Consider the following 26,478-nt stretch of genomic DNA (forward strand, 5'->3'; position numbering starts at 1 on the left):
CCCGACTGACGCCTCAGGATCGCCCGCGCCGGGTCAGGGCGTTGATCAGCGCCCAGATCGCCACCGCGCCCATGGTGACCGCCACAACCAGAAAGGCGCCGCTGCCCCCATCAATGCCGGTAAAAGCGCCGGCGGATCCGAACCCGGCGGCCAGGGCAGCAAACAAGCCGAACAAGGACCAGTAGTCCGCCGCCACGCGCGGCGCACGGGGCGTTGAAGCCTCAAACGACACCTCGCACACGGCGTCGGGATCGTGAGGCTTTTCAATCATCCGCAACAGCGCCTCAGGCGGTTCCTGGCCGCGCTCGACATAGGTCCGCACCAGATCCAGCGCATTCTTCTGGCCGCGATAGCGGAAGAAGCTCGAAAAGGCGCTGCCGACGATCCAGGCCAGCGGGAACATCAACCACCAGAAGTCACGAAACAGGCTTTCCATCGCTCTCTCCCCCTGCGCCCCGGCGACCATCGCCCCTGCGCTTTCATAGAGTAGTCGTCGCCGAACGCGGAAACGGATGCAGCCGACTTGGCTTTTTGTCACCACAGCGTGACTCGACAGCGGCCTCGGGTCGATCAACGGTGACGGCGCGGCGTTGTTCGCGCGTGCAGTGGCCTTGATCCTTCCTCCTGAACCTGAGGTGTCGCCATGCTGCCCCAACTGTCTGCGCTGGGCTGGTTTCATACGCTCGGCAGTCTGCCCGCAGTCCCCATCGGCCTGATCCTGCTGCTGATGCATGGGCGGATCGACCCCGCCACGCGGATGGGCAAGGCCTATCTGGCCTTCATGTTCATCGGCGCCATCTCGGCCATCTTCGTCATCAAGACCCCGCCGGGCGCGGCCGTGGCGGCGCTCAGCCTGATCTCGCTGACGGTCGGCGCGACGGTCGGCTTCATCAAGCCCCTGGCCAGCTATCGCTGGTCGATCGAGACCATCGCGCTCAGCGTCTCTTACTTCACCCTGCTGCTGCCCAGCGTCACCGAGACCCTGACGCGGCTGCCGGCGGGCGATCCCGTCGCCTCGGGCGTCGAGGATCCGCTGGTGGTCGGCTTCCAACTGACGTTGCTGGTCCTGCTGATCCTCGGGGTGAGCCTTCAGCTTATGTCCCGCCGCCGTCGCCTGTCGTCGGCGGCCCTCGCGTAAAGGAGACCGCGTGACCCGTATCGTCTATCGCATCGTCCCGCATGACGGCGGCTGGGCCTACAAGCTGGGCGACAGCTTCTCCGAGACCTTCGCCACCCACGACGCCGCGCGCGCCGCCGCCGTCGCGGTCTCGCGCGAACAGCAGGTGCCGGACCGCACCTCCTGGATCGAGTTCGAGGACGCCTCGGGCCAGTGGATCACCGAACGCGCGGACGGCCACGACCGCCCGGAAACCACCGTCGAGGACTAAGCGCCAAAGGCCTCGGCATAGCGCTCGGGCTTGAAGCCGACCAGGGTCCGCCCGTCGCCCAGGTCCAGCACCGGCCGCTTGATCATCGACGGCTGGGCCAGCATCAGGGCGACGGCCTTGTCGGCGTTCAGGTCGGCCTTGTCCGCGTCCGACAGCTTGCGGAAGGTGGTCCCGGCGCGGTTCAGCACCGTCTCCCAGCCATGCTCGGCGATCCAGCGCTCCAGATCAGCCTTATTCGCGCCCGCCACCTTGTAGTCATGGAAGGCGTAGTCCACGCCCTGCCCGTCCAGCCAGACGCGCGCCTTCTTCATCGTGTCGCAGGCCTTGATGCCGTGCAGGGTGATGGTCATGGGGCGCTCCCTCGCTTTGCTGAGGGCCGCGATCTGGCATCGGGCGGCGGAGGGGTCAAATTTCCACTTTTCTGATTTGAAATGGATATCGACTTCCGAGCCTTTGAAGACGCGCCACCTTTCCAGCGCTACATTAGGCCTACGGCCTAGCAGGGCGAGAGCGAGATGAGTGACGCTGACGACCATCGACCGATGCATCTCTGCCGGACTGCGAGATGGAAGGCTGCCCTCGGGGTCCTAGGTAGCATTGCCTTCGTCTGGATGGGGTGGGTTCTCATCAACGGAACTGGCACGGCACGCCATCCCGCAGTTTTGCAACATCTGACAGGCTGGACCAGTATCGTCTTCTTCGGGATTTGCTTTTTGAGCTGGCTGATCGCGCTCTTTGTCCCCGACCGCCTTGTACTTGAAAGTGATGGGTTCAGTTTGAGGAGGGGTTGGAGAGGAACAAAGCACTACAGATGGGACGAAATCGACCGGATCACGGTCCTTCGGCAGATGGGAGGCGCAAGGGTGGTCTGGACAAATAACGAGCAGTCTCGCGCCATCACAAGGGCGAAGCTCGGCTACGACGGATCGCTGCCGGGAGGCTTGAATATGCCCCCCCATCCGACTGGCAGAAGAGTTGCTATCCGCCAAGGAACGATATCGGCTCCGCACTACTTGAGATCAGCTTCCCACCCTTCGCTGACGCTTGGAATGCCCGCAGGCGGCTATCAGCGCCTGAAGGAGCCCTCATGAAGCTCTACGCCCATCCCTTCTCGTCCTACTGCCAGAAGGCGCTGATCGCGCTGTATGAGAACGACACGCCGTTCGAGTTCCGGCTGCTGGAGGGCGAGGCCGCCTTCGCCGAACTGACGGCGCTGTGGCCGGTGCGCAAGTTTCCGGTCTTGCAGGACCGCGACCGCACGGTCGTCGAGGCGACCTCCATCATCGAGCATCTGGCTGTGCATCACCCCGGTCCGGTGCGGCTGATCCCCGACGATCCCGCCGCCGCCGTCGAGGTGCGGATGATGGACCGGGTGTTCGACCACTATGTCTCGACGCCGCAGCAGAAGCTGGTGGCCGACGCCCTGAGGCCCGAGGGCGACCGCGATCCCTATGGCGTGGCCGAGGCGAAGCGGATGCTGGACGCATCTTACGCCTGGCTGGACGAGCGGCTGGCGGGGCGGGAATGGGCCACCGATCACGGCTTCAGCCTGGCCGACTGCGCCGCCGCGCCCGCGCTCTTTTATGCCGACTGGTCCCACCCCATCGAAGATCGCTTCACGACGCTGAAAGCCTATCGCGCCCGGCTGCTGACCCGGCCGTCGATGGCGCGGGCGGTGGACGAGGCCCGACCTTACCGCGCCTACTTCCCGCTGGGCGCGCCCGACCGCGATTAAGCGGCCTTTTGGCTCCACAGGTCCAGGTCGGCTTCGCGGCCGATCAGGGCCAGGCCCGAGGCGATGGATTCAAACTCGCCGCCCGTCTCGATCCGGTCGGCGCCGAAGCGGCGGATGAAGATGTCGCGCACCGCCGGCACGAAGGAGGTGCCGCCGGTCAGGAAGACGCGGTCGATCTGCGCCCCGTCCAGACCCGACTGGGCCATGGCCTCGTCGACGGCGACCTCCATGGCCTGAAGTTCCGGCGCGATCCAGCCTTCGAACTCTGTGCGCTTGACCGGCTTCTCGATCCGCACCGATCCGGCGATGAAGGAAAAGATCGCCTCCTCCTCGCGCGACAGGGCCTCTTTCAGGCCCGAGACGGCGCGATAGAGGGCGTAGCCGTGGTTGTGGTCCAGCACCTCGATCAGGCGTTCGATCTTCTCGGGCTCCAGCGCGGTCGAGGCCAGTCCCCGAATGTCGCGCATGTCCTTGGACGCGCGCAGCAGGGCCAGTTGGTCCCAGCGGGCAAAGGCGCTGTAGTAGCGCTGGGGGATCGGCAGGCGGTTGTCGAAGGCCCGGTACAGGCTGCCCTTGCCCAGTTCCGGCGAGACCAGCTGGTCGATGATCCGATAGTCGAAGGCGTCGCCCGCCACGCCCACGCCCGACCGCGCCAGCGGCGTGGACGTCAGCGCGCCGTCCGCCCGCTCGAACCGCACGATGGAGAAGTCGCTGGTGCCGCCGCCGAAGTCGGCGACCAGGACATTGGCGTCCTGTTTCAACTCGCGCGCAAAGAAGAAGGCTGCGCCGACGGGCTCATAGGCATAGCGGATGTCGGTGAAGCCCAGACGGGCAAACGCCGCCTCATACCGCTCCAGCGCCAGAGCCTCATTGGGATTGCCGCCTGCAAAGGTCACGGGCCGCCCCACGATGATGCGCGGCGGCAAGTCGTCCATCGCCCCGTCGGCATGGTGCTTGAGCCGCAGGAGGAAGGCCGACAACAGGTCCTCGAACCGATAGCGGCGGTTGTCGATGCGCGTCTCGGTGAAGGCGGCGCTGGCGGCGAAGGTCTTGAACGACTGGATGAAGCGCGTCTCCAGCGGGTCCTCGACATAGGCCTCGATGGCCCAGGGCCCGGCCTCGATCACCCGCTCGGGCGAGCCGCCGTCGCGCGCTTCGTGCAGTTGAAAGCTCAACGCCGAGCGGAAGGCGAACAGGTCCTTCTCCTCGACCTGGAACCGCACCAGGGTCGCGGGGCCGTCGCCGTGGGTCAGCGACACCACCGTATTGGTCGTGCCGAAGTCGATGCCGATGGTGGCGGGCGTCGCGGACGTCATGGGGGAGAACCTGCGGGGAGAGGGGCCGGGGTTCGTAGTCCCCTGCCCGCTCACGTCAAGGCCGTGCATGACTTGTCGCAGCAAATGGACCCCACGGCCCGGCTGCTTCACAGTCGCCCCATGCGCGATTCGTCCGATTCAGCCCCCAGCTTCTACGAGTTCTTCGCCGGCGGCGGCATGGTCCGCGCTGGCTTGGGCGCCGACTGGACCTGCCTGTTCGCCAATGATTTCGACGCCAAGAAGGGCTTTTCCTATCAGGCCAACTGGGGCACGGGCGGCGAGCTGACGGTGGGCGACATCCGCGCGCTGGAGGCGGCGCAACTGCCGGGCACGGCCGACATGGTCTGGGGCTCCTTCCCCTGTCAGGACCTGTCGCTGGCCGGAGCCGGCGCAGGGCTGAAGGGCGAGCGGTCCGGCACCTTCTACGCCTTCTGGGACCTCATCCACGGCCTGATCAAGGACGACCGCGCGCCGCGCATGGTGGCGGTCGAGAACGTCTGCGGCGCCCTGACGTCCCACGGCGGCAAGGACTTCGAGGCCATCTGCCGGACCTTCGCCGAGGCGGGCTATCGCTATGGCGCCCTGGTCATCAACGCCGACCTGTTCGTGCCCCAGTCGCGCCCGCGCCTGTTCGTCATCGGCGTCCACGCCGACGTGGAGGTCGCCTCCGATCTGCTGTCGCCCGAACCGATCGAGCCTTTCCACACGCGCGCCCTGCGCCGGGCGGTCGGCGCCCTGCCCGTCGACGTGCGTGAGCATCTGCTGTGGTGGAACGTGCCGACGCCCGAGCGACGCATCGCCACCTTCGCCGACATCATCGAGGACCGCCCGACCAGCGTCGCCTGGCACACCCAGGCCGAGACGAAGAAGCTGCTCGACATGATGTCGCCGGTCCACCTGGCCAAGGTCGCCGCCGCCAAGCGCGCCGGGCGCCGCATGGTCGGCGGCGTCTATCGCCGCACCCGCATTGACGAGACCGGCGCCAAGGTCCAACGCGCCGAGGTTCGCTTTGACGACGTCGCCGGCTGCCTGCGCACCCCTTCGGGCGGCTCCAGCCGTCAGGTCATCCTGGTGGTCGAGGGACGGCGCATCCGTTCGCGCCTGATCTCGGCGCGAGAGACGGCGCGCTTGATGGGGCTGAAGGACAGCTATGTCCTGCCCCGGCAATACAGCGACGCCTATCATCTGACCGGCGACGGAGTCGCGGCTCCGGTCGTGCGGCATCTGGCGGAACATGTTTTCGAGCCCCTGTCCGGCTCGCACGTCGCAGCCGCCCGGCCTGCGCGGGTCGCCTAAACCCGATCAAACCTGACTGGTTTCCGGCGCCTTGGTCATGGCCCTCGGCGTCGATAAGCGGCATGCGGCCAAAATGCGGCAAAGCGCGATTCGTCGGGAATGTAAACGGAACTCAAGCCCGAAATGTTGGTTAAGGGGAGGTTAACGTCCCGCTTAGCTTTGGCGCACTCGCCTTAAAGATGAATGAAATCGCCAAAGCCAAGTATCCAAGATACAAGCAACTGATCACTTAGGGCTGTAAGAGATGGTTGAAAATCGTCATTTCTACAATCGCCATGAAAACTATGTCGAACCGAGCTCGGCTGTAATAGTTGTTGCTGGTGGAGCTGGATTTCTAGGGTCGCATCTTTGCACCCAATTAATCGATAGCAGGCATTCGGTCTTCTGTGTCGACAACTTCCACACTGGACGCCCGCAAAATGTCGAGCACCTAAAGGCGTCGGAACGCTTCACGCTCGTGCATCACGACATCAACGAGCCTCTGCCGGCCGCCATTCCCCGATGCGACCAGATCTACAATCTGGCCTGCCCGGCCTCACCGGTTCACTATCAATATGATCGTGTGAAAACCGCGCTGACCTGCTCGCTCGGGACACTCAATCTGTTGAAGCGCGCCGCTGACGACAACGCCCGCTTTTTCCAGGCTTCTACCTCCGAAATCTACGGCGACCCTGAGGTGCATCCGCAGACGGAAAACTACCGAGGCAATGTCAACACGGTCGGCCCCCGCTCCTGCTACGACGAAGGCAAGCGCTTCGCCGAAACCCTGGTCACTGACTTCGGCGCTCAACACGGCCTGACGACCCGGATCGTGCGCATCTTCAACACCTATGGCCCGCGCATGCATCCCGACGACGGGCGCGTGGTGTCCAACTTCATCGTGCAGGCCCTGCGCGGCGAGGACATCACCATCTACGGCAGCGGCGAACAAACCCGCTCATTCTGCTTCGTCGACGACCTTGTCGAAGGCTTCGTGCGGCTGATGAACGCCAATGCGGACATCGACGGACCCATCAACATCGGCAATCCGAATGAAACGACCGTCAACCAGTTGGCCGAGCAGATTCTCGCCATGGCGGGATCGTCATCCAAGATCGTCTATCACCCCCTGCCCGTGGACGACCCCCGCCGCCGCAAGCCCGACATTTCACGCGCCCTGACGCGCCTGAACTGGTCGCCGCAAGTGCCGCTGCAGGACGGCCTGTCCCGAACCATCGCCTACTTCCTGGACGAAATGAGAAACAGCGGCCGCAATCAGACCAACGCCTTCGCATCCTGAAATCAGCGCAACACTGCCTCAAAGAGACACGCACGACACCACCGGAACGACAGTACTTCACCACGAAAATCCTGGGCGGGCCTTTCGATGCAAAACTATAGTATCCCGACGATCCTGATCTGGCTGTTCGCCATATCGCAGCTGCTCTATTTGGGCTGCTTCCTGCTCGAGATGTACTTCCGGTCACTGCGGGTCAATCAGGTCGACATGAACGCCCCCATGCCCGCCGAATCGGACACTCCCTTCATCGTCCTGCTCTATCCCGTGCTGCGGGAACTCGAACGCACCATGGAGACGACCTTCACAGCCCTGGCGAAGCTGGACTACCCAAGCGACCGCTATCGTGTCCTGGCCATCCCCAACTCGAACGACGTCGAGACAATCGCCAGCCTGGAACGACTGACGAAGACCTACCCTTTCGTGGAAATTCTGGCCGTTCCGCCGACCAGCGATCCTCGCTGGGACATGGTCTGGAACGCTTGGGACGCCAACCCCAAGGCCTACTGGTGGCATAGCGGCAAGCGCGCGGGCGTAAAGGATCTGCCGCCCAAGAAGACCCGGCAACTGATCTACGCCCTGTATCAGGTCGCAGAGACCTATCGTGACAAGACCAAACTAACCATCGACTATATCGACGCCGACAGTTGCCCGCCGGCCGACCACTTCAAGGCCGCCGCGATCGGGCTGCAGACATACGACGTGCTCCAGGCGCGGAACGTCGCAGGCAACCTGAACGCCAGTCTGGCCGCCGCCTTCCATGCCTTCGACCACATGACCTGGGACGGCGCCAAGTACGGCCACCTGTCCGACCCCAAACAACCCTTCTGGGTGCTGGGCAAGGGACTGTTCTTCAAGGTCGACGATCTGATCGCGCTCGGCGGCTTCCACCCCTGGATCACCATCGAGGACCCCGAGGTGGGCGAGCGCTTCTGGAAGAACGGCAAGACCCTGGGCATCATCGAGGGCTCGCTGATCGAAGAGGTGCCCGAAACCTTCAGCGAGGGCATCACCCAGAGAAAACGTTGGGTGGCGGGCTTCTTCCAGAGCCTCGGCGCGCCGCTGAAAGAGATGGACTTCTCCTTCGGCGAGCGGATGCGCGCCTGGACCAACTTCCTGCCCTGCATGTCGTTGTGGGTGAATACCCTGGGAATTCCACTCGGCATCTGGGCGGCGTGGCGTTTCTTCACCGGCGACAGCGCCCTTCCCTTGTGGCTGGTGGTTCTGTCGGTGTTCAACATCATCGCCTTCACCGTCCTGATCGTCGGCCTCTACATGCGGACCTGGACGCGAACGGGCCTGGTGCTGGAACGCACGACGGACCGCATCGGCTACATGCTGATGGTCAATCCGGTCTTCGTCATGATCTGGTGGTGTGTCTGGATCATTCCCCTGACGCTCGGCTTCGTCATGTACCTGAAGGACAGCGGTCAGGTTTGGCAGCGCACCGAGAAGATCGACGCCAACAATACGCTTGTGCGGTCCAAGCTGGATCAGTTCGGCGTTCTCCCCCATCACCATCACTGAGCGGAAGCGGTCATGGAAAAGCATATCCTGATCACCGGCGGCGCCGGCTTCATCGGATCGCACTTAGTCGACGCCATGCTGGCGCGCGGATACCGCGTGAGCGTTCTGGACAGCCTGTCGCCTCAGGTTCACGCAGACGGTGAAATGGACGCCGAAGGCTGGCCAACCTATCTCGACCCTCGCGCTCGACGGATCAAAGGCGACGTGCTGGACGAAGGCGTGTTCGAGGCGGCGCTACAAGGCGTGACCCATCTGGCCCACCTGGCGGCCTCGGTGGGGGTCGGACAAAGCATGACCAACATCGTCGACTACACTCGCAACAACGTCATGGCCGCCGCCGTCATGCTGGAGGTGCTGTCGCAGAAACCACATACGGTGGAGCGCATCGCCGTGGCGTCGTCCATGTCGATCTATGGCGAGGGGGACTACGTCCGCCCCTCAACCCATGCCCATGTCACCGCCGATGTGCGTTCACACGCCCAGCTTGAGGCGCGACAGTGGGAGGTTATGGTCGAGGGCGAGGAGTTGGAGCCCGTCCCCACGGCGGAGGACAAGCTGCTGCAGCCCAACTCCATCTACGCCGTGAACAAGCGCGACCACGAGGAGATGTTCCTCTCGGTCGGCAGGGCGCTGCAGATCCCGACGGTGGCGCTACGTCTGTTCAACGCCTACGGCTCGCGTCAGGCGCTGAGCAACCCCTATACTGGTGTCGCGGCCATCTTCATTTCTCGCCTCCTGAACGATCAGCCCCCCCTGGTCTTCGAGGACGGTCGGCAGATGCGCGACTTTGTCCACGTTCAGGACGTGGCCCGCGCCTTCGCAACTGTGCTCGACAGTGATCGTCAGACCTGGGACGTGTTCAACGTCGGCAGCGGCACGCCGATCTCCGTCAATGAGATCGCCGGCGTCCTGGCCCGCCTTCTGGGCAAGAACATCGCACCCGAGGTGCTGAACAAGTATCGCGTGGGCGACATTCGGCACTGTTTCGGCGACATTTCCAAGATCGAACGCGCCTACGGCTTCAAGCCGGAGCGCGACATGGATTCCGGCATGGAAGAACTGATCTCCTGGGTGTCCCACGTCAGTGCGCCCGTCGATCGAAGCGCTGAATGCATGGCTGAACTCGCGCGAGGGAAATTGGTCGTCTGAAAGTATTAACCAAAATGATCCAGCCTTCGCTGAAGCGCCTTCCTCTGCGCCGCTGAGAATGCGGTGCGCCGATACTATCGTCAGGAATGTTCATGACCGATCTTCGCCGTCGCCTCGCATCGAGAACCGCAATCGCAGCCGCGACGGCCATGGTCGGCGCGGCCTGTTGGACGAGCGCCGCTTTCGCGCAAAGCGATGTGACCATCTTCGCGGGCGGCAAGATCGATGTTGCGGATTCCGCCTATGCCGGAGCCACCTTCGGCTTGCCGGGATCGGTCGACAACAGGGGCTGGGCGGTTCGCGGCGCAGTCTTCACCGGCGGCTACGAATACAACAGCGGCCCCACGACCATCGACGCCGACTTCACCGGGGCCCAGGCCGAGTTGGTCCATCGCTACGGTTCAGGCCCGACCTGGGGCAGCCTAGGCCTGGGCTATCGCTATGTGGACACCGATCTGAGCCCGGCAGACCCCGGCAACCGCCGCGACGGCGGCGAGGGCGAAGTCATGGTCAGCCTGGACGGCGGCCATGTCGCGGGTCCCTGGCGCGTCGACTGGTATGGATCCTATGGCTTCACGCTCGACGACTATGACGCTCTGGTCAGCCTGACCCACACCGTGGGCAGCTCTGGCCGCATGCGTCTGGGCCTGGAGGTCGCAGCGGACGGAGATTCCAACTATTCCGCCTACCACGTCGGCCCTGTGTTGGGCGTCAAGGTCGGCGATCAGGCCGAGTTCCAGATTTCGGCAGGCCTAAGTGACGGCGACGACCGCGATTCCGATGGCTATGTTCGCGTCGGCTTCTATCGCAGTTTCTGACGCTACTCTTCAGCAAATCCAAGCCCCCTCGCCCAACATCGAATTAATTTCGGCCCTAGAAACACCAAAGGGCAATTGTTAACTCGGCATTATCTCCGGGAAGTTTAACAAGCACGCTTACTCTTCTCCGCGACCTGAGAAGGCTAGGCGTAGTATGCTGACGCTTCCGTCACGACGATCTGTATTGGCCGGTCTTGCACTGACGCCCGCGCTCGCTATTGCGCCGCATGGCGCTTGGGCCGAGGGAGAAGGCGCCGCTCTGCCTGACACGTCCAGCCTGCCGCCTTCCCTCTCCCACGCCGCGCGCAGCGGCGGACGGTACTACGGGGCCGCCGCCCGCGCCGATCACCTGCTTCAGGACAAAGCCCTGCGCGCCGCCGTTCTGCGCGACTGCGAGGTGCTGACCCCCGAGATCCATCTGAAATGGAACTCGCTGGAGTGGCGCAAGGGACAGTTCCACTTCGACCCCGTCGATGATCTGTTGACGTTCGCCGACGACAACGGTCTGCGCGTGCGCGGCCATACCCTGTTATGGGATCAGAGCACGCCCGACTGGGCCAAGCATGAAATGCTGGACAAGCGCGACTGGCGACTGATGTCCGAGCACTTCTCGCGCGTCCTCGGCCGCTACGGCTCGCGTATTGAGGAATGGGACGTGATCAACGAGCCCATCGACACCGAGGCGGGCGCCCGCACCTTGCGCCGCAACACCTTCTTCCGCGCCTTCGGCCCGACCTATATCGAGCGCGCGATGGAAGAGGCGCGGGCCTATGCGCCCAAAGCCCATCTGGTCATCAACGACTACGGGTTCGAGTACGGCAATCCCGTGGACAAGGCCCGCCGTCAGGCATTCGTCGCTCTGGCTCGCCGGCTGCGCGCCGCGAACGTCCCCCTGGACGGCGTAGGGGTTCAAGCCCACCTGGACCTGTCCAAGGGGCCGATCGACGCAGTCGGCCTGCAGGAAATGACCAAGGCCCTGATCGATCTCGGTCTCGACATCACGGTGACCGAACTCGACGTCAAGGAATCCGAAGCCGCCGCTCCGACCGCGGCGCGCGACCAGAAGGTGGCGGACGAAACCCGCCGCTATCTCGACGTCATGCTGGCCTTCCCTGAGGTGCGCGGCGTCGTGACCTGGGGCCTGACCGACAAATTCTCCTGGCTGACCGAGCAAGTGGACGCCCGCGTGCGCGCCGCACACGGCGCCAACCGCGGCCTGCCCTATGACGACGCCTATAGCCCCAAACCCATGTACTGGGCCCTGAACGAAACCCTTCGCGCCAGCGCCTGACCGCGAGGGTTCAGAACTTGCGGTTTCATTAGTCCGGCGCCACCGCTGGACAAGACCGGAGTTTTTGCGGCAGGAACACGCACCCTTTCTGTCTGGCTGGCGTTAGGGAAGCGAAGCCGGGGGCCAGGTTGCGTACACTCGCCAAAACAATCGATCTGGTCGCCGCGTTCGACGCATCGCCCAATCCCTACATGCTGCTGGACGCCCAGCTTCGCTATGCAGGAATGAACCAGGCCTATCTGGACGTGACCCACCGTCGCCGCGAGGACCTGCTGGGTCAGCCGGTGATGCAGGAATTCGACGCCGGGCCGGGCAAGGAAGCCCCTGAAAACGCCCGCCAGCTTCTGGCGTCCTTCGAGAAGGTGATGACCTCGGGTCAGCCCGATCATCTGGCCGTGCTTCACTATCCCATCCCGGTGCCCCAGGCCGACGGGACGACAATCTATGACGATCGGTACTGGAGTTGCACCCACACCCCGATCAAGGACGCCGAGGGCCGCGTCACCCACATCCTGCAGCACACCAGCGACATCACCGAACTGGAGCGGCTGCGCCGGCAGGTCGGACGACTGAGGCCCGAAGAAACGACCTCTGCTCTAGACAGCCTGATCGGCGGAGGCATGTTCCGTCGCGCCATGAGCGTGCAGGCGGACAATCGCCGGCTGGAGACCGAGCGGCGCCAACTGCTCGACATGTTCATGCAGACGCCGGGCTTCGTGGCGGTGCTGAACGGCCCGGAACATGTCATCCAGCTGCACAACGGCGCCTATGGCCAGTTGATCGGCCATCGCGACGTGGTCGGAAAGCCCATCCGCGAAGCCCTGCCCGAACTGGCGGGTCAGGGCTACTACGACTTTCTCGACGAGGTTCTGGCGACCGGCGAGCCGCTCCAAGGCCGCCAAAGCCCGGTGCAACTTCAACAGACGCCCAACGGCCTGCTGGCGACCCGCTACCTCAACTTCATCTATCAGCCGATCCGCAACGATGGCGGCGAGATCGTCGGCGTCTTCATCCAGGGGCATGACGTCACCGACACCGTCCTGGCCGCCGAGCGTCAGAAGCTGATGATCGACGAACTGAACCACCGGGTGAAGAACACCCTGGCCACGGTCCAGTCCATCGCCATGCAGACGGCGCGCTCGCATGAGGACCCTCGATCCTTCGCCGAGACCTTCCAGTCACGCATCCTGTCGCTGTCGCACACCCACGACCTGCTGACCCGCAGCCATTGGGAGGGCGCGGACCTGCGCGAGGTGCTGGAGCATGAGACGACCGCTTACGGCCTGCATCGGCTGACGCTGAACGGCCCCAACGTGGCGCTGGACCCGGCCATGGCCGTGTCTCTGGGCATGATCTTCCACGAACTGGCGACCAACGCCGCAAAGTACGGCGCCCTGTCCCCCGGAGAGGGTCGGGTCCTTGTCGACTGGTCGGTGGCGGACCAGACCAACCCGCATCTCGGCATCGTCTGGCGCGAGACCGGAGGCCCATCCGTAGCGCAGCCGGAACGCCGGGGCTTCGGCAGCCGTTTGATCGAACGGAATGTGCGACACGATCTGGCGGGCACAGTCCAGATGCACTACCGCGATGATGGCTTCACCGCCGAGATCACCATTCCACTGACCAAGGAAGCCGCATGACCAACGCTTTGCAGGGCCGTCGCATTCTGGTGATCGAAGACGAGTCCCTGGTGGCCATGCTGCTCGAGACGATCCTGGACGACATGGGCTGCGCCGTGGTCGGGCCGGAATCCAACATCGACGACGGCTTGATCGCCGCCACGACGGAGGCGTCGCTGGATGCCGCCCTGCTGGATGTCAATGTCGCCGGCCGCGAGGTCTTTCCAGTCGCCGAGGCCTTGAAGGCGCGCGGCGTGCCCTTCGTATTCTCCACGGGCTATGGCGAGGCCGGTCTGCCCGAGCACTGGCGCGGCAACCCCACGATCCAGAAACCTTTTACTGACCGCGCCATCCGCGACGCCCTGATGAAGGCGCTGAACATCAGCCTGGCTTGATGTCCTTCAGCACGGCGCGGGCGGCGTTGTGGCCGGGCGCGCCCGTGACGCCGCCGCCGGGATGGCTCCCTGAACCACACAGATAAAGCCCCGGAACCGGCATCCGATGGTCGGCATGACCCAGAACCGGCCGGGCGCTGAACAGCTGATCCAGCGTCAGCCGCCCGTGGAAGATGTCGCCGCCGATCAGGCCGAAACGCCGTTCCAGATCGCGCGGGCCCAGCGCCAACCGCCCGACCACCGAGGCCTTGAACCCCGGCGCATGAGCCTCGACCGTCTCGGTCATCAGGTCGGCCACCGTGTCGCGATGCTTGTCCGCCAGATCGGGCGAGACGTGCTGGCAGAACAGGCTGGCGACGTGCTGGCCGGGCGGCGCCAGGCTGTCGTCCAGGGTCGAGGGGATCAGCATCTCGACGATGGGCTTCGACGACCAGCCGTTCAGCCGCGCCTCGGCATGGGCGCGGTCCATATAGGCCAGCGACGGCGCGATGATGATGCCCGCTGTCAGATGATCGCCCGTCTCCGGCAAGGCGGTGAACTGCGGCAACTCGGACAGGGCGACATTCATGCGGAAGGTGCCCGAACCCGAGGCGTAGCGGCTCATCCGCTCGGTGAAATCCGCCGGGACCACCGCCGGATCGACCAGCCGGTCGAACAGCAGACGCGGATGAAGGTTGGAGACCACGGCGCGGGCGCGGATCACATCCCCCGCCTCGGTCACGGCCCCTACCGCTCTGCCCTTCTCCGTCAGCACCTCGGCGACCGGCGTATCCAGGCGAATGTCGACGCCCTGCTCGGCGCAGGCGGCGGCCATGGCCTGGGTGATGGCCCCCATGCCGCCGATGGCGTGGCCCCACGCCCCCTTCTTGCCGTTCACCTCGCCAAAGACATGGTGCAGCAGGACATAGGCCGAGCCGGGCGTATAGGGGCTGGCGTAGTTGCCGACCACGCTGTCGAAGCCGAACAGGGCCTTGATCGGATCGCTCCCAAACCAGCCGTCCAGCCAGTCGCCCGCCGACTTGGCGAACAGGTCCAGCAGATCGCGCCGCGCCGTCATGTCCAGGCCCGAAACCCGCCGCCCCAGCGAGGCCGCCTTCAGCATTTCCGGCAAGGCCGCCAGCCAGCCGCCTTCAACCACATTGGGCGGGGTGGTCAGGATCAGATCGCGCAGGATGGCGGCGACCGTCTCCAGCCGCGTCTCGTACTCGGGCAGACGTTCAGCGTCTCGGGTCGAGAACTTGGCCACCTCGGCCTGGGTCCTCCCCTCCCCGGTCAGCAGGTAGCGCCCGTCGTCGAAGGGCAGGAAGTTGGCCGCCCGCCGCTCGACCACGCGCAAGCCGTGGCGAGCCAGCTCCATGTCAGCGATGACACGCGGGTTCAGCAGGCTGACGGTGTAGCTGGCGGTCGAATTGCGGAAGCCAGGATGAAACGCCTCCGTCACCGCCGTGCCGCCGACGACGCCGCGCCGTTCCAGCACCGTCACCTTCAGCCCGGACCGCGCCAGATAGAAGGCGCAGACCAGCCCGTTATGCCCGCCGCCCAGGATAACGATGTCCGTAGTCGATTGCGCCATGCCGCCCCTCCGCTCGGAGAAGGCTAGCATCTGAGAACCGCGCCGTCAGGACGCCGAGACCAGCCCCATGACGCCCTTGGCGATCAGATAGATCTGCCCAGCCATGGCGGCGGCGCTCAGCACGGTCAGGGCGACGATCATGGACCGTGGCGTGGACAGTTCGGGGCTGCGCAGCATGACCAGGGTCTCCGCCGTGGATAACCCCATCATACAACTTCCCCAACCCTTAACACAACCTTAAGTTATGAAACTGGCCGCCCTGCCAGATAGCGCCGGTGCAGCAGGGGCGCGCCCAGCCAGTAGCAGAGCTCGGCCGGGCGGCTGATGTCCCAGACGGCCAGGTCGGCGGCCTTGCCCGCTTCGATAGTCCCGACCTCGTCCTGCAGCCCCAGGGCGCGGGCGGCGTGGCGGGTGGCGCCGGCGATGGCTTCCTCAGGCGTCAGGCGGAACTGGACGCAGGCCAGGTTCAGCGCCGCCGTCATCGAGGCGACCGGCGAGGTGCCGGGGTTGCAGTCGCTCGCCACCGCCATGCGGACGCCGTGCTGACGCAGCAGGGCGACGGGCGGAAGCTTCGTCTCGCGCAGCATCAGGAAGGCGCCGGGCAGCAGGACCGCCACCACGCCCGCCTCGGCCATGGCCTGCACGCCCGGCTCGGTCGTGTGCTCGATGTGGTCGGCGGACAGGGCGTGGTAACGGGCGGCCAGCGCCGCGCCGCCGCCGTCCGACAACTGGTCGGCGTGCAGCTTGACCGGCAGTCCCAGAGCCTCGGCCTTGTCGAACAGGCGCGCCACCTCGTCCGTGGTGAAGGCGATGGGCTCGCAATAGGCGTCCACGGCGTCGACCAGACCCTCGGCATGGGCGGCGGGCAGGATTTCATCCACAGCCTTGTCCACATAGGCCGCGCGGTCGGATTTGTGTTCCGGCGGCACCGCGTGCAGGCCCAGATAGGAGGTGCGGACCCGCACCCCGGCCTCGCGCCCGATGCGACGGGCGACGCGCAGCATCTTCAGTTCACTGTCGTGGTCCAGGCCATAGCCGGACTTGATCTCAAGCGTGGTCACGCCGGTGGCCTTCAGCCCCTCCAGACGCTTGCAGGCCGAGGCGTAGAGCTCGTCCTCGCTGGCCTCGCGGGTCGCCTTGACCGAGGAGACGATGCCGCCCCCGGCGCGGGCGATCTCTTCATAGGTCGCGCCCTCCAGCCGCCGCTCGAACTCGCCCGAGCGGTCGCCGCCGAAGACCAGATGGGTGTGGCAGTCGATCAGGCCCGGGGTGACCCAGCGGCCGCCCAGATGGTCGGTTTCCACAGCCTTGTGCACAGGCAGATCCGCGCGTGGCCCGACCCAGACGATGCGCCCGTCCTGGATCAGAATGGCGGCGTCCTCGATCGCGCCATAGGGCTGGCCGCCCTCGGTCATGGCGGCGGCGTGGCAGTCGGTAATGAGGCGGTCAGCGAGGATCATCGGCTTTCTCCGCTCATCCCCGCGGAGGCGGGGACCCAGTTCTGTCCAGCGAGACGCCGAGGTTTCAGGGTAGTCGAACGCACATTCTCAATGGCTGCGCCTGCTAGCCAAAGCACTGGGTCCCCGCCTCCGCGGGGATGAGCGGAAGTGAAGGTCATCGCGTGGCCACCCCCGCCAGGATTTCGCAGAACCAGCGGCCAGCGGTCAGGGAGCCGAGGTCGCCGACTTCCAGCGAGGGGTCGTATTCGGTCAGGTCGACGGCGCGGACCTTGGGACAGGCGCCGATGGCGCGGGCGGCGTCGAAGAAGTCGTGGACCGAGACCCCGCCGGGGCGCGCGCCGGGGCTGGCGGGCCACTGGCTGCGGTCGATCACGTCGATGTCGAAGTCGACGTAGATGACCTCGCACAGCGACGACAGGCGCTCCAGTTCCTCGATCACCACGGCGGCCAGACCACGCTGGCGGCACTCGCGGGCGGTGCGGACGTTGATGCCGGCGGCTTCTGCCTTTTCATGGGCGCGGCGGGTGTTGGCGAAGGGGGCGAGGCCGACCTGACTGATCCGACGGCCGTCCATGCCGTCGTCCAGCAGGGCCTGGATCGGATTACCGTTGGTCAGGCCCTGATCCGTGTCGCGCAGGTCGAAATGGGCGTCCAGCGTCAGCACGCCGACGCGGTCCAGACCCAGGGCGTGGACGCCAGGCCGGGTGATGGCGTTGTTGCCGCCGACAAGGATGGTCAGGGCGCGATGGGCCTGAGCCGCCACCGCGTCGCGCACCGGCTCGAAGGCGTCGAACGGCGAAACGGCCTTCAGCGCCACGTCGCCCGCGTCATGGACCTTGATCTCCAGCTCCAGCCCGGTCTCGACGTCATAGGTGGACAGGCGCGGCAGGACGGCGCGCAGGGCCTTGGGACCCAAGTCACAGCGGCCCGGCGTCAGCGACCGCTCGTTCAGCGGCGCGCCGATCAGGGCGACGGGGGCGTCGGGATGGTTCCCCACCAGATCGCCGACAGAGCGCCAGCCGAGGGCTTCAGACGGTTGGCTCATCGGGTCATCCTTTGGTCGGAGAGAAACGGGCGACCAGATCATAGGCCGCGCCGGGGAAAATCTGTGAGGCCCAGGTCACGCCCTGACCGTCGCGCCAGGTGCGGCGCTCCAGCCTCAGGCAGGGCGCGCCGTCGGCCAGACCCAGCCCCGCCGCCGCCTCGCGATCGGCGCCGACCGCCGAGATGCGATGCTCGGCCTCGGTCCAGGGCATATGGGCCAGCAGCCAGCCGCCCGGCGGCTGGGCGGTGAAGTCCGCGGCCTCGGCGTCGGGCGCGGCGCTCAGTGAGATCAGGCGGCGCTCGAAGACAAAGGGAAGATCGTCGGCCAGATGCAGGGTCTCCAGCTCGATCACCCGCTCGCTCAGCCCCTCGTCGGGGCGCGCCGGGCGGACGATCCGGCCCAGCAGACGGTGGGAATAGGCCAGCCCCCTGCCCTCAACCTCGGACTGGATGTCGGGGATGGCGACCAGCGCTGACGAATGCACCGGCGGATGGGCCACCACGGTCCCCGCCCGTCTGCGACGCACCACCAAGGCCCGCGAGGACAGGTCCGTCATGGCGCGCGACACGGTCATGCGGGCGCAGCCGTATTCGGCCATCAACTCGGCCTCGGTCGGGATGCGGAAGCCCGGCCGCCATTCGCCCGAGGCGATGCGGCGCTCGATGTCGCCGGCGATCCGTCGATGAAGCGGCTCATGATCCATGAATCGAAACTGCCTCTTGCACGCGATAATGTCTAGACATAACACTTGAGCCCAAGACACGACGGCGACCGACGCCGCATGGAGGATTCGATGGCCACCCCCAACACCCGCATCATCCGCAGCCCGCACGGGTCTGAAAAGACCGCCAAGACCTGGGCCGCCGAGGCCGCCATGCGAATGCTGATGAACAACCTCGACCCCGACGTGGCCGAGCGCCCCGAAGACCTGGTCGTCTATGGCGGGATCGGCAAAGCGGCCCGCAACTGGCAGGCCTTCGACACCATCGTCGATCAACTCCAGAAACTGGAAGCAGACGAGACCCTGCTGGTCCAGTCGGGCAAGCCGGTCGGCGTCTTCCGCACCCACGAAGACGCCCCGCGCGTGCTGATCGCCAACTCCAACCTGGTGCCCAAGTGGGCGACCTGGGACCACTTCAACGAGCTCGATAAGAAGGGCCTGGCCATGTACGGCCAGATGACCGCCGGCTCGTGGATCTACATCGGCACCCAGGGCATCGTTCAGGGCACCTATGAGACCTTCATGGAGGCGGGTCGCCAGCACTACGGCGGCGACTGGTCGGGCAAGTGGATCCTGACGGCGGGCCTCGGCGGCATGGGCGGCGCCCAGCCTCTGGCCGCGACCATGGCCGGCGCCTCGTGCATCACCATCGAGTGCCAGCGCAGCCGCATCGAGTTCCGCCTGCGCACCCGCTACGTCGACGTCCTGGCCGAAACCCTGGACGAGGCCCTGGCGCTTCTGGAGCAGTCGTTCAAGGACAAGAAGCCCCTGTCGATCGGCCTGTTGGGCAATGCGGCTGACCTTCTGCCTGAAATGGTCAAGCGCGGCGTCCGCCCCGATCTGGTGACGGACCAGACCAGCGCCCACGACCCCGTCAACGGCTACCTGCCCTCGGGGTGGACCGTCGCCGAGTGGGAAGAAAAGCGCGTCAGCGCCCCCCCCGCCGTCGAGGCCGCCGCGCGCAAATCCATGGCCGTCCACGTTCAGGCCATGCTCGACTTCCACGCCATGGGCATCCCCACCACCGACTATGGCAACAACATCCGTCAGGTCGCCTTCGACGAGGGCGTGAAGAACGCCTTCGACTTCCCCGGCTTCGTGCCCGCCTATATCCGCCCGCTGTTCTGCCGCGGCATTGGTCCGTTCCGCTGGGCCGCCCTGTCGGGCGATCCCGAGGACATCCGCAAGACGGATGAGGCGATGAAGAAGCTGTTCCCGGACAACGCCGGCCTGCACCGCTGGCTGGACATGGCCGGCGAGCGCATCGCCTTCCAGGGCCTGCCGGCGCGCATCTGCTGGATCGGTCTGGGCGACCGTCACCGCGCGGGCCTGATGTTCAACGAGATGGTGGCCTCGGGCGAGCTGAGCGCCCCCATCGTCATCGGCCGCGACCATCTGGACAGCGGCTCCGTCGCCAGCCCGAACCGCGAAACCGAGGCCATGATGGACGGCTCGGACGCCGTGTCCGACTGGCCGCTGCTGAACGCCCTTCTGAACACCGCCTCGGGCGCCAGCTGGGTGTCTCTGCACCACGGCGGCGGGGTCGGCATGGGCTATAGCCAGCACTCGGGCGTCGTCATTGTCGCCGACGGCACGGAAGAAGCCGCCAAGCGGCTGGAGCGCGTCCTGTGGAACGACCCGGCCACCGGCGTCATGCGCCACGCCGACGCCGGATACGAAATCGCCAAGGACGCCGCGCGCGAACACGGCCTGAACCTGCCGAGTTTGACCTGAACCTGAAGCCCTCCCCCTCGAGGGGGGAGGGTTGGGTGGGGGTGAATCCTCCGCCCTTTCCTTGAATGGCTCTGGAGGCGCCGCCTCCCGCGCTTGAACTTCAGGCGAACTGCCTACACCCCATCCCCGGCCCTTCCCCCTCGAGGGGAAGGGAGGAGAAGAAGACGAATGACCCAGATCATCATTGGCCAAGACCCGCTCACCCTCGCCCAGCTTCGCACGGTGCTGGCCGGCCCCGTGGCCGTCAGCCTGACCGACGCCGCCTGGGCCAATGTCGAAAAGGGCGCGGCGGTCGTCGCCGCCATCCTGGCCGAAGGCCGCACGGTCTATGGCATCAACACCGGCTTCGGCCTGCTGGCCAACACCAGCATTGCGCCGGAAGACCTTGAAACCCTTCAGAAGAACCTGGTGCTCAGCCACGCCTGCGGCGTCGGCGCGCCGCTGGACGAGAACGTCACCCGCCTGCTGATGGTGCTGAAGATCGCCAGCCTGTCGAAGGGCGCCTCGGGCGTGCGTCGCCACACGCTGGAGACGCTGATCGGCATGGTCAACGCGGGCGTCCTGCCGCTGATCCCGTCCAAGGGTTCGGTCGGCGCCTCGGGCGATCTGGCTCCGCTGGCCCATATGAGCTGCGTCCTGATCGGCGTCGGCGAAGCCCGCTATCAGGGTCAGGCGCTGGACGCCGTGACGGCCTTGGCCAAGGCCGGGCTGAAGCCTGTCGTTCTGGGTCCGAAGGAAGGTCTGGCCCTGCTGAACGGCACCCAGTGCTCGACCGCCCTGGCCCTGACCGGCCTGTTCGCCGCCGAGGACGTCTTCGCCGCCGCCATCGCCGCGGGCGGCCTGTCGGTCGATGCTCTGCTGGGTTCGGATGCGCCGTTCGACCACCGCATCCACGCCCTGCGCGGCCAGCCGGGTCAGATCGACGTGGCCCGTCGCCTGCGTGAACTGCTGACCGGCAGCGCCATCCGCGACAGCCACCGCCACGACTGCGCCAAGGTGCAGGACCCCTACTCGCTGCGCTGCCAGCCGCAGGTCATGGGCGCGACGCTGGACGTTCTGCGCAACGCCGCCGCCATGCTGGAGCGTGAAGCCAACGCCGTGACCGACAATCCGCTGGTCTTCATCGAGGACGGCGACGTGATTTCGGGTGGCAACTTCCACGCCGAACCTGTTGCTTATGCAGCAGATCAGATCGCCATGGTCCTATGCGAGATCGGCAATATCAGTGAGCGCCGCACCTCCATCCTGGTCGACCCCAAGATGACCGACCTGCCCGCCTTCCTGGTCAAGGACAGCGGCGTGAACTCGGGCTTCATGATCGCCCAGGTGACGGCGGCGGCTCTGGTGGCCGAGAACCGCATGGTCGCCCACCCCTGCGTCATCGACACCGTGCCGACCAGCGCCAATCAGGAAGACCACGTCTCCATGGCCACCCACGGCGCCCGTCGCCTGCTGGACATGGCCGCCAATACGGCGACCGTGGTCGGCATCGAACTGCTAGCCGCAGCGCAAGGCATCGAATTCCGTCGCCCCCTGACCTCGTCGCCGGAACTGGAGCAGACCTACGCCATCGTGCGCGAGGCGGCTCCGGCCTATGATCAGGACCGATACTTCGCGCCGGACATCGCCCGGGCCACGGATGGGGTGCGGGCCGGACGTTACCGCGCCTTCGCCGGCGACCTGCTGCCCTCGGCGTAAATCTCGGCCAGGCCCCGCACATGGACGACAGACGTGTGCGGGGCTGACACTCCCCTTGAAGCCGCGCCCAAGCCTGGGCGCTCCCTCTTAGCCTCCCCCCTAACGAGGCCGCAGAAGCTCCGGCGTGAACCTCAGCCGCCTCTGACCCGTTTAGGACGTGCGCGGCGTTTTGGTCGCGCTTGCGGGAGGCTTCTGAATGAAGGTCGTCGCTCTGAGCGGACTGGCGCTTGGCCTCATGATGCTGGGAGCCGGGGGCTGGGCGGCGTGGAACTCCACGGCCATCGCCCACCGCGACGTCGTCGGCGCCTCCATGCATATCGAGGTGGTCGCGCCCCAGGAACCGGACCTTCCAGCCCCTACCGCCCTGGCCGTCGGCGACCTGCGGGATGACTATGTTCATGACCCGGAGCGGCTACGGCCGCCCGCCGTACTCGATGCAGAATACGCCTATCTCGAAGCGGGTTGGTCCGACCCGCCTCCCGTAGAGGAGCCGCCGCTCGAGCGTACAGGCGGGCTGGTGTGGACGACCTTGCGCCCCGCACCGCCCCAACTCGAGCCTCACGACTACAGCTTCGGCTTCGACCAGCCGCTACCGGCTCAAACGCCGGAGGATGATCGCTCGCCAACCCAGATCGCGGCCGCCGATACGGCCATCCGGGACGAAGGCGGCCTCGACTAGAGCCGTCGAGGCCGCCGCATCATCAACGACGCGAGGTGACGCTGAGGGTGTAGTCGCCCTCTTCCGACGAGCCGAGCGTGTTGGCGCGGATCGAATAGGTTCCAGGACGCAAGGTCTGGACGATCTGGGCGCTGGTGCCGCCGCCGCTGTCGTCGTCGGTGGCCAGGGAGTCGCCATCACACTGCGGGCCTTCATAGAGGCCCAGGTAGGCGTCGAAGTCGCCGGAATCGAGACGAATGGCGACTTGGCTCGCGCGCGCGATCGTCAGGGCGTAGCAATCGTAGAAGGAGCCGTCGTCGGCGCGACGGTCACTGAACTCCAAGCGGCCCGAACGGCTCTCACCGACCGCGATGGGCAGGACCTGGGTCGTCGGTCGGATGCGCTCGCCCGCCGAGACGCGCAGTTCATAGCGGCCGGTCTCACCCTCGCTCAGGGTGTTGGCCTTGATGATCCACTGACCACCGTTGGAGGCGAAGCGCAGTTGCGAGTTGGTGCCCATGTCGGGACCGTCGTCATTGGTGACCGAGGTGTCGTCGCAGTCCGCCCCCGCGCCCGCCGACAGATAGGTGTCGAAATCCGACGAGCTGAGCGTAACCGTATAGGCCTCGTTCGGGTTGGTCTGGATGACGTAGCAACGGTAGTGCGAACCGTCGCCCATACGGGCGTCCTTGGCGGTGAAGTTGCCCTGCACCGTCTGGCCGGGGCGGATTGTGCTCTGGGCCGAAGCGGCGCCGGCCAACGCCAAGGCCGAGGCAAGAACCGTCGTCATCAGAAGGGTGCGCATAGAGGGGGAGTCTCCGTGGATGTTCCGAAAGAGCGCTTTAATACGAGCGCATAAACAGTTGATTTATTTTACACTTAACAAGGGAACGCGTTTCAACGCCGCCACGCTGGCGGCGTTGGTGCAGAAGCAGACCGTACGCAGCTGCCGGATCACGGTCTGGAAGTGACCGACCACCGCCTCGGTGGATTCCGTGGCCGCCTGAATGACGCCAGAGGCCATGCCGACCACGTCGGCGCCCAGACGGATGGCCTTGGCCGCATCGACGCCATCGCGGACCCCGCCCGAGCCGATAATCAGGGCCTCAGGAAGGGCATTGCGGGCCTCGGCGATGGCGCGGGCGCTAGGGATGCCCCAACCGGCGAAGGCGATAGCATGGGCCTTGTCCGCCGCATCGGTCGCGCGTTCGCCCTCGATCAGGCCCCAGTTGGCGCCCCCGGCCCCGGCCACGTCGATCCCCGCCGCGCCCATGGCGATCAGACGCTGGGCGGTGACGGCGGAAATGCCCGCCCCCGTCTCCTTGACGATGACCGGCGCGCCCAGATCGCGGATCAGGGCCTGAAGCGCGGCGCCGACGCCCCACCAGTCGCGGTCGCCCTCGGGCTGGCAGGCCTCCTGCAGGGGGTTGAGGTGCACCACAAGGGCGTCCGCCCCGATCATGTCCAGCGCCCGCTTCGCCTGTTCGACGCCGAAGCCGCGCGTCAGCTGGGCCGCGCCGATGTTGGCCAGGATGGGCGTGTCGGGCGCCCGGTCGCGCAGGGCGCGATCCAGCCCGCCGGTCGCCCCGCCCTCGATGGCCGCGCGCTGCGAACCCACGGCCAGGGCGATGCCCAGGTGTTGAGCCGCCTCGGCCAGACGGGCGTTGATCGCCTCGGCGCGGGCCGGCCCGCCGGTCATGGCGCTGATCAGCAGAGGCGCCTGCAACCGCCGCCCCAGAAAGTCGGCGCCGAGATCGATCTTGGCGTGGTCCAGATCCGGCAAGGCCTCATGAACGAAGCGCCAGTCATCAAAGCCCGAGGCCAGGGCGTGCCGCCCGCCGCCGGACAGCACCACGTCGAGGTGCTGATCCTTGCGGCCCAGGATCAGGTCGTCGCTCATCGCGCCCTCCCCTTGGCGATTAGGGCTGACGCTCGACCGTCAGCGCGTAATCGCCGGCTGAGGCGGCCGCAAAACTGCGGGCCCTCACGACATAGGTTCCGTCGCGCGGTGCGGTCCAGTCCAGGCGGGCGTGGGTGTCCGACAGACTGTCGTCGTCCTCGGCCAGGCTGCGGAAGTCGCCGTCCTTGTCCTCGCCCACCTCGACCACAGCGTCGAAGGCCGGAGAAATCAGGGTGAAGCGCAACTTCTCGTCCGCCTTGGCCTTGAAGGTGTAGGCGTCGAAGGAGACGCCCTCGTCGGTCAGGGCGTCGGCTTCGGACAGGCTGCCGCGCGCGGTCGAGCCGACCAGAAGACTGCCCGGACCCGGCTCAGGCCCGCGATCCGTGAATTCCAACGAATACAGCCCCTTGCCGGTGCTGGAATAGGGCGATGCGCGAAGAACATAGTCGCCGTCTTCCGGCAGGGTGAAGGTCAACCGCGCGTCCGTGCCCTGACGCAGGCCGTCGTCGTCGCTGGCCAGTTGCTCAAACTCGTCGCCCGCCTTGCCGACCTGCAGCAGGGCGTCGAAATCGCCCGAGCGCATGATGGCCTGGACGCGCTGCCCCTCCGTCCCGCTAAAGGTGTAACCGTCATAGAGGCGGCCTTCGTCATCCATCGCGCCCCCCTGCTTCAACTCGCCCTGAACCGTCTGGCCGAAGCTGAGCGCGACGGGCGGCGGCGGCGGCGCCACCTCTTCCACCTTCAGATCATAGCGCCCCTCGGCGTCCGAGAAACCACGCGCCTCAATCAGGTAATCCCCATCGTCGGGCAGGACGAAGGTCAGACGCGCGTTCAGCTCGCCGCCGCTGTCGTCGTCGGTGGCCAGGCTGTTGTGGTTGGCGTCGAACAGTTCGAGGAAGCTGTCGAAATCGTCGGCCTTCAGACTTATGGCCACGCGCTGACCGGCGCGGCCGGTGAAGCGATAGAGGTCGGCGGGGGCGCCCGCGTCGCTGCGGGGGCTGTCCTCGTCCAGGCGACCATCAACCTCGTCGCCGATCGCGATGCTGCGCGCCTCGGGCGCCGGCGGCCCCTGTTCCAGCGACAGGCGATAGCCGCCCTCGGCGCCGCTGCTGACCGACGAGGCCTGGATCACATATTCCCCGGCCTGTGGCGCAGTGAAGACCAGATAGGAGTTCAGACCTTTGCCAGCGCCGTCGTCGTTCTCGGCCGACTGCACGAAGGCGCCATTGACCATGCGGCCGATGCGCACCAGCGGATCAAAGTCGTCCGCTTCCAGCAGGACCGCGACGCGATCCCCGGCATTAGCCCGGAAGGCGTAGGCGTCGAAGGTCTTGCCGTCCTCATCCTCGGCGTCGCCGCTGGTCAGGCGACCCGAGACGTCACCGCCAACCGTGATCCGGCCCGGACGCGGTTGCCGCGGAACAACCCGCTCGCTGAGCGCCAGGGTGTAGGCGCCGGTCTCCAGCCCTGAATAGGGCCGAGCGCGGACGATATAGACGCCGTCGCTTTCGGGTGTGAAGCGCAGGCGGGCGTTGGTGCCGCTATCTGCGCCGTCGTCATCGGTCGCCAAGGGTTCGCCCGAGGTGCGCCCCTCGGCGTAGATAGCCAGAAAGGCGTCGAAGTCGCTGCTGCGCAGTTCGGCCTGCAGCCGCTGTCCGGCGCGCAGTTGCACCCGATAGTCATCGTAGCGATAGGCCTCGCCGCCGCGCGTGCGGGCGTCGCCCTCCTCCAGTCGTCCCCGGACCTCTGCCCCGACGTGCGTGTCGGTCGCTGCCGATTCCGAGGATTGGGCGGAAACCGAACCGGACGACAGCAGGGCGATAGCGCTGACCGCCCCGAACAGAGCCGCGAACTGAGAATGACGCATGAAAACCTCTTT

At 66.1% G+C, this 26,478-nt stretch carries 26 protein-coding genes; 15 read left to right on the forward strand and 11 right to left on the reverse strand.

The features are described 5' to 3' along the window. Positions 1-13: 13 nt before the first annotated feature. Complete coding sequence (locus RTY13_RS13055; protein ID WP_312784004.1) at positions 14-655, reverse strand: hypothetical protein; 642 nt, start codon at positions 653-655, stop codon at positions 14-16. On the opposite strand from RTY13_RS13055, the gene RTY13_RS13060 reads away from it, so the two are divergent. After that, the gene (locus RTY13_RS13060) at positions 644-1,138 is read left to right on the forward strand and encodes a hypothetical protein (RefSeq protein ID WP_312784005.1); all 495 of its coding nucleotides are present in this window, start codon (positions 644-646) and stop codon (positions 1,136-1,138) included. The genes RTY13_RS13055 and RTY13_RS13060 overlap by 12 nt on opposite strands. A gap of 10 nt (positions 1,139-1,148) precedes the next feature. Continuing rightward, positions 1,149-1,388 (forward strand): DUF2188 domain-containing protein, encoded by a 240-nt coding sequence (locus RTY13_RS13065; RefSeq protein WP_312784006.1) that lies wholly within the window; start codon positions 1,149-1,151, stop codon positions 1,386-1,388. On the opposite strand, the gene RTY13_RS13070 is transcribed toward RTY13_RS13065, so the two are convergent. Beyond that, the gene (locus tag RTY13_RS13070) at positions 1,385-1,738 is read right to left on the reverse strand and encodes an ArsC family reductase (RefSeq protein ID WP_312784007.1); all 354 of its coding nucleotides are present in this window, start codon (positions 1,736-1,738) and stop codon (positions 1,385-1,387) included. The genes RTY13_RS13065 and RTY13_RS13070 overlap by 4 nt on opposite strands. Positions 1,739-1,930: 192 nt before the next feature. Here RTY13_RS13070 and RTY13_RS17710 point away from each other — a divergent pair, with 192 nt between their 5' ends. Together RTY13_RS17710 and RTY13_RS13075 are read left to right on the forward strand one after the other, a co-directional pair. Then, a complete protein-coding gene (locus tag RTY13_RS17710) occupies positions 1,931-2,479 on the forward strand; it encodes an STM3941 family protein (RefSeq protein WP_409450311.1) in 549 nt (182 codons plus the stop codon). Further along, complete coding sequence (locus tag RTY13_RS13075) at positions 2,476-3,123, forward strand: glutathione S-transferase family protein (RefSeq protein WP_312784008.1); 648 nt, start codon at positions 2,476-2,478, stop codon at positions 3,121-3,123. The genes RTY13_RS17710 and RTY13_RS13075 overlap by 4 nt, the downstream gene beginning before the upstream one ends. On the opposite strand, the gene RTY13_RS13080 is transcribed toward RTY13_RS13075, so the two are convergent. After that, a complete protein-coding gene (locus tag RTY13_RS13080; protein ID WP_312784009.1) occupies positions 3,120-4,439 on the reverse strand; it encodes an Hsp70 family protein in 1,320 nt (439 codons plus the stop codon). The two genes, RTY13_RS13075 and RTY13_RS13080, sit on opposite strands and share 4 nt — an antisense overlap. A 120-nt stretch (positions 4,440-4,559) precedes the next feature. Between RTY13_RS13080 and RTY13_RS13085 the strand changes: the two genes are divergently transcribed. The 8 genes from RTY13_RS13085 to RTY13_RS13120 all read left to right on the forward strand — a co-directional run bounded on the left by RTY13_RS13085 (position 4,560) and on the right by RTY13_RS13120 (position 13,810). After that, positions 4,560-5,735, forward strand: coding sequence for a DNA cytosine methyltransferase (locus RTY13_RS13085; RefSeq protein ID WP_312784010.1), 1,176 nt, complete (start codon positions 4,560-4,562; stop codon positions 5,733-5,735). Between the two features lie 244 nt (positions 5,736-5,979). Continuing rightward, positions 5,980-7,014: a UDP-glucuronic acid decarboxylase family protein gene (locus tag RTY13_RS13090; protein WP_312784011.1), complete on the forward strand. Its 1,035-nt coding sequence runs from the start codon at positions 5,980-5,982 to the stop codon at positions 7,012-7,014. 87 nt (positions 7,015-7,101) lie between these two features. Next, positions 7,102-8,538: a glycosyltransferase family 2 protein gene (locus RTY13_RS13095; RefSeq protein ID WP_312784012.1), complete on the forward strand. Its 1,437-nt coding sequence runs from the start codon at positions 7,102-7,104 to the stop codon at positions 8,536-8,538. Between the two features lie 12 nt (positions 8,539-8,550). Continuing rightward, complete coding sequence (locus tag RTY13_RS13100; protein WP_312784013.1) at positions 8,551-9,687, forward strand: NAD-dependent epimerase/dehydratase family protein; 1,137 nt, start codon at positions 8,551-8,553, stop codon at positions 9,685-9,687. A gap of 92 nt (positions 9,688-9,779) precedes the next feature. Next, positions 9,780-10,505 carry a cellulose biosynthesis protein BcsS gene (gene bcsS, locus RTY13_RS13105; protein ID WP_312784015.1) on the forward strand — a complete coding sequence of 242 codons (726 nt, stop codon included), beginning with the start codon at positions 9,780-9,782 and terminating at the stop codon, positions 10,503-10,505. A gap of 184 nt (positions 10,506-10,689) precedes the next feature. Further along, the gene (locus tag RTY13_RS13110) at positions 10,690-11,796 is read left to right on the forward strand and encodes an endo-1,4-beta-xylanase (protein WP_312784017.1); all 1,107 of its coding nucleotides are present in this window, start codon (positions 10,690-10,692) and stop codon (positions 11,794-11,796) included. 128 nt (positions 11,797-11,924) lie between these two features. After that, positions 11,925-13,436 (forward strand): HWE histidine kinase domain-containing protein, encoded by a 1,512-nt coding sequence (locus RTY13_RS13115; RefSeq protein WP_312784019.1) that lies wholly within the window; start codon positions 11,925-11,927, stop codon positions 13,434-13,436. Continuing rightward, entirely contained in the window at positions 13,433-13,810 is a 378-nt protein-coding gene (locus tag RTY13_RS13120; RefSeq protein ID WP_312784021.1) for a response regulator, read from the forward strand. The genes RTY13_RS13115 and RTY13_RS13120 overlap by 4 nt, the downstream gene beginning before the upstream one ends. Here the strand turns inward: RTY13_RS13120 and RTY13_RS13125 are convergent. The 5 genes from RTY13_RS13125 to RTY13_RS13145 form a co-directional block, all read right to left on the reverse strand. Then, positions 13,797-15,383 carry an NAD(P)/FAD-dependent oxidoreductase gene (locus tag RTY13_RS13125; RefSeq protein WP_312784023.1) on the reverse strand — a complete coding sequence of 529 codons (1,587 nt, stop codon included), beginning with the start codon at positions 15,381-15,383 and terminating at the stop codon, positions 13,797-13,799. The two genes, RTY13_RS13120 and RTY13_RS13125, sit on opposite strands and share 14 nt — an antisense overlap. Positions 15,384-15,428: 45 nt before the next feature. Next, positions 15,429-15,593, reverse strand: coding sequence for a hypothetical protein (locus RTY13_RS13130; RefSeq protein WP_312784025.1), 165 nt, complete (start codon positions 15,591-15,593; stop codon positions 15,429-15,431). Between the two features lie 32 nt (positions 15,594-15,625). Continuing rightward, positions 15,626-16,840: an imidazolonepropionase gene (gene hutI, locus RTY13_RS13135; RefSeq protein ID WP_409450312.1), complete on the reverse strand. Its 1,215-nt coding sequence runs from the start codon at positions 16,838-16,840 to the stop codon at positions 15,626-15,628. Positions 16,841-16,997: 157 nt separating this feature from the next. Then, complete coding sequence (locus RTY13_RS13140) at positions 16,998-17,888, reverse strand: agmatinase family protein (protein ID WP_312784029.1); 891 nt, start codon at positions 17,886-17,888, stop codon at positions 16,998-17,000. A gap of 4 nt (positions 17,889-17,892) precedes the next feature. After that, on the reverse strand, positions 17,893-18,591 hold the full coding sequence (locus tag RTY13_RS13145) for a UTRA domain-containing protein (RefSeq protein ID WP_312784031.1): 699 nt from the start codon (positions 18,589-18,591) through the stop codon (positions 17,893-17,895). Positions 18,592-18,681: 90 nt separating this feature from the next. On the opposite strand from RTY13_RS13145, the gene hutU reads away from it, so the two are divergent. From hutU to RTY13_RS13160, 3 genes are all read left to right on the forward strand, one after another. After that, entirely contained in the window at positions 18,682-20,343 is a 1,662-nt protein-coding gene (gene hutU / locus RTY13_RS13150) for a urocanate hydratase (RefSeq protein WP_312784033.1), read from the forward strand. Positions 20,344-20,511: 168 nt separating this feature from the next. After that, positions 20,512-22,041 carry a histidine ammonia-lyase gene (hutH, locus tag RTY13_RS13155; RefSeq protein WP_312784035.1) on the forward strand — a complete coding sequence of 510 codons (1,530 nt, stop codon included), beginning with the start codon at positions 20,512-20,514 and terminating at the stop codon, positions 22,039-22,041. A gap of 196 nt (positions 22,042-22,237) precedes the next feature. After that, positions 22,238-22,720: a hypothetical protein gene (locus RTY13_RS13160; protein WP_312784037.1), complete on the forward strand. Its 483-nt coding sequence runs from the start codon at positions 22,238-22,240 to the stop codon at positions 22,718-22,720. A 22-nt stretch (positions 22,721-22,742) separates the two neighbouring features. Here RTY13_RS13160 and RTY13_RS13165 read toward each other — a convergent pair whose 3' ends face one another. The 3 genes from RTY13_RS13165 to RTY13_RS13175 form a co-directional block, all read right to left on the reverse strand. Next, positions 22,743-23,504 carry a peptidase gene (locus RTY13_RS13165; protein WP_312784039.1) on the reverse strand — a complete coding sequence of 254 codons (762 nt, stop codon included), beginning with the start codon at positions 23,502-23,504 and terminating at the stop codon, positions 22,743-22,745. Between the two features lie 63 nt (positions 23,505-23,567). Next, positions 23,568-24,599, reverse strand: a complete 1,032-nt coding sequence (fni, locus tag RTY13_RS13170) for a type 2 isopentenyl-diphosphate Delta-isomerase (RefSeq protein WP_312784040.1) — start codon at positions 24,597-24,599, stop codon at positions 23,568-23,570. Positions 24,600-24,618: 19 nt separating this feature from the next. Continuing rightward, complete coding sequence (locus RTY13_RS13175; protein WP_312784042.1) at positions 24,619-26,466, reverse strand: PPC domain-containing protein; 1,848 nt, start codon at positions 26,464-26,466, stop codon at positions 24,619-24,621. Positions 26,467-26,478: the final 12 nt, after the last annotated feature.

Origin of the sequence: Brevundimonas sp. (genome assembly GCF_032055285.1) — a bacterium.
Taxonomy (GTDB): Bacteria; Pseudomonadota; Alphaproteobacteria; order Caulobacterales; family Caulobacteraceae; genus Brevundimonas.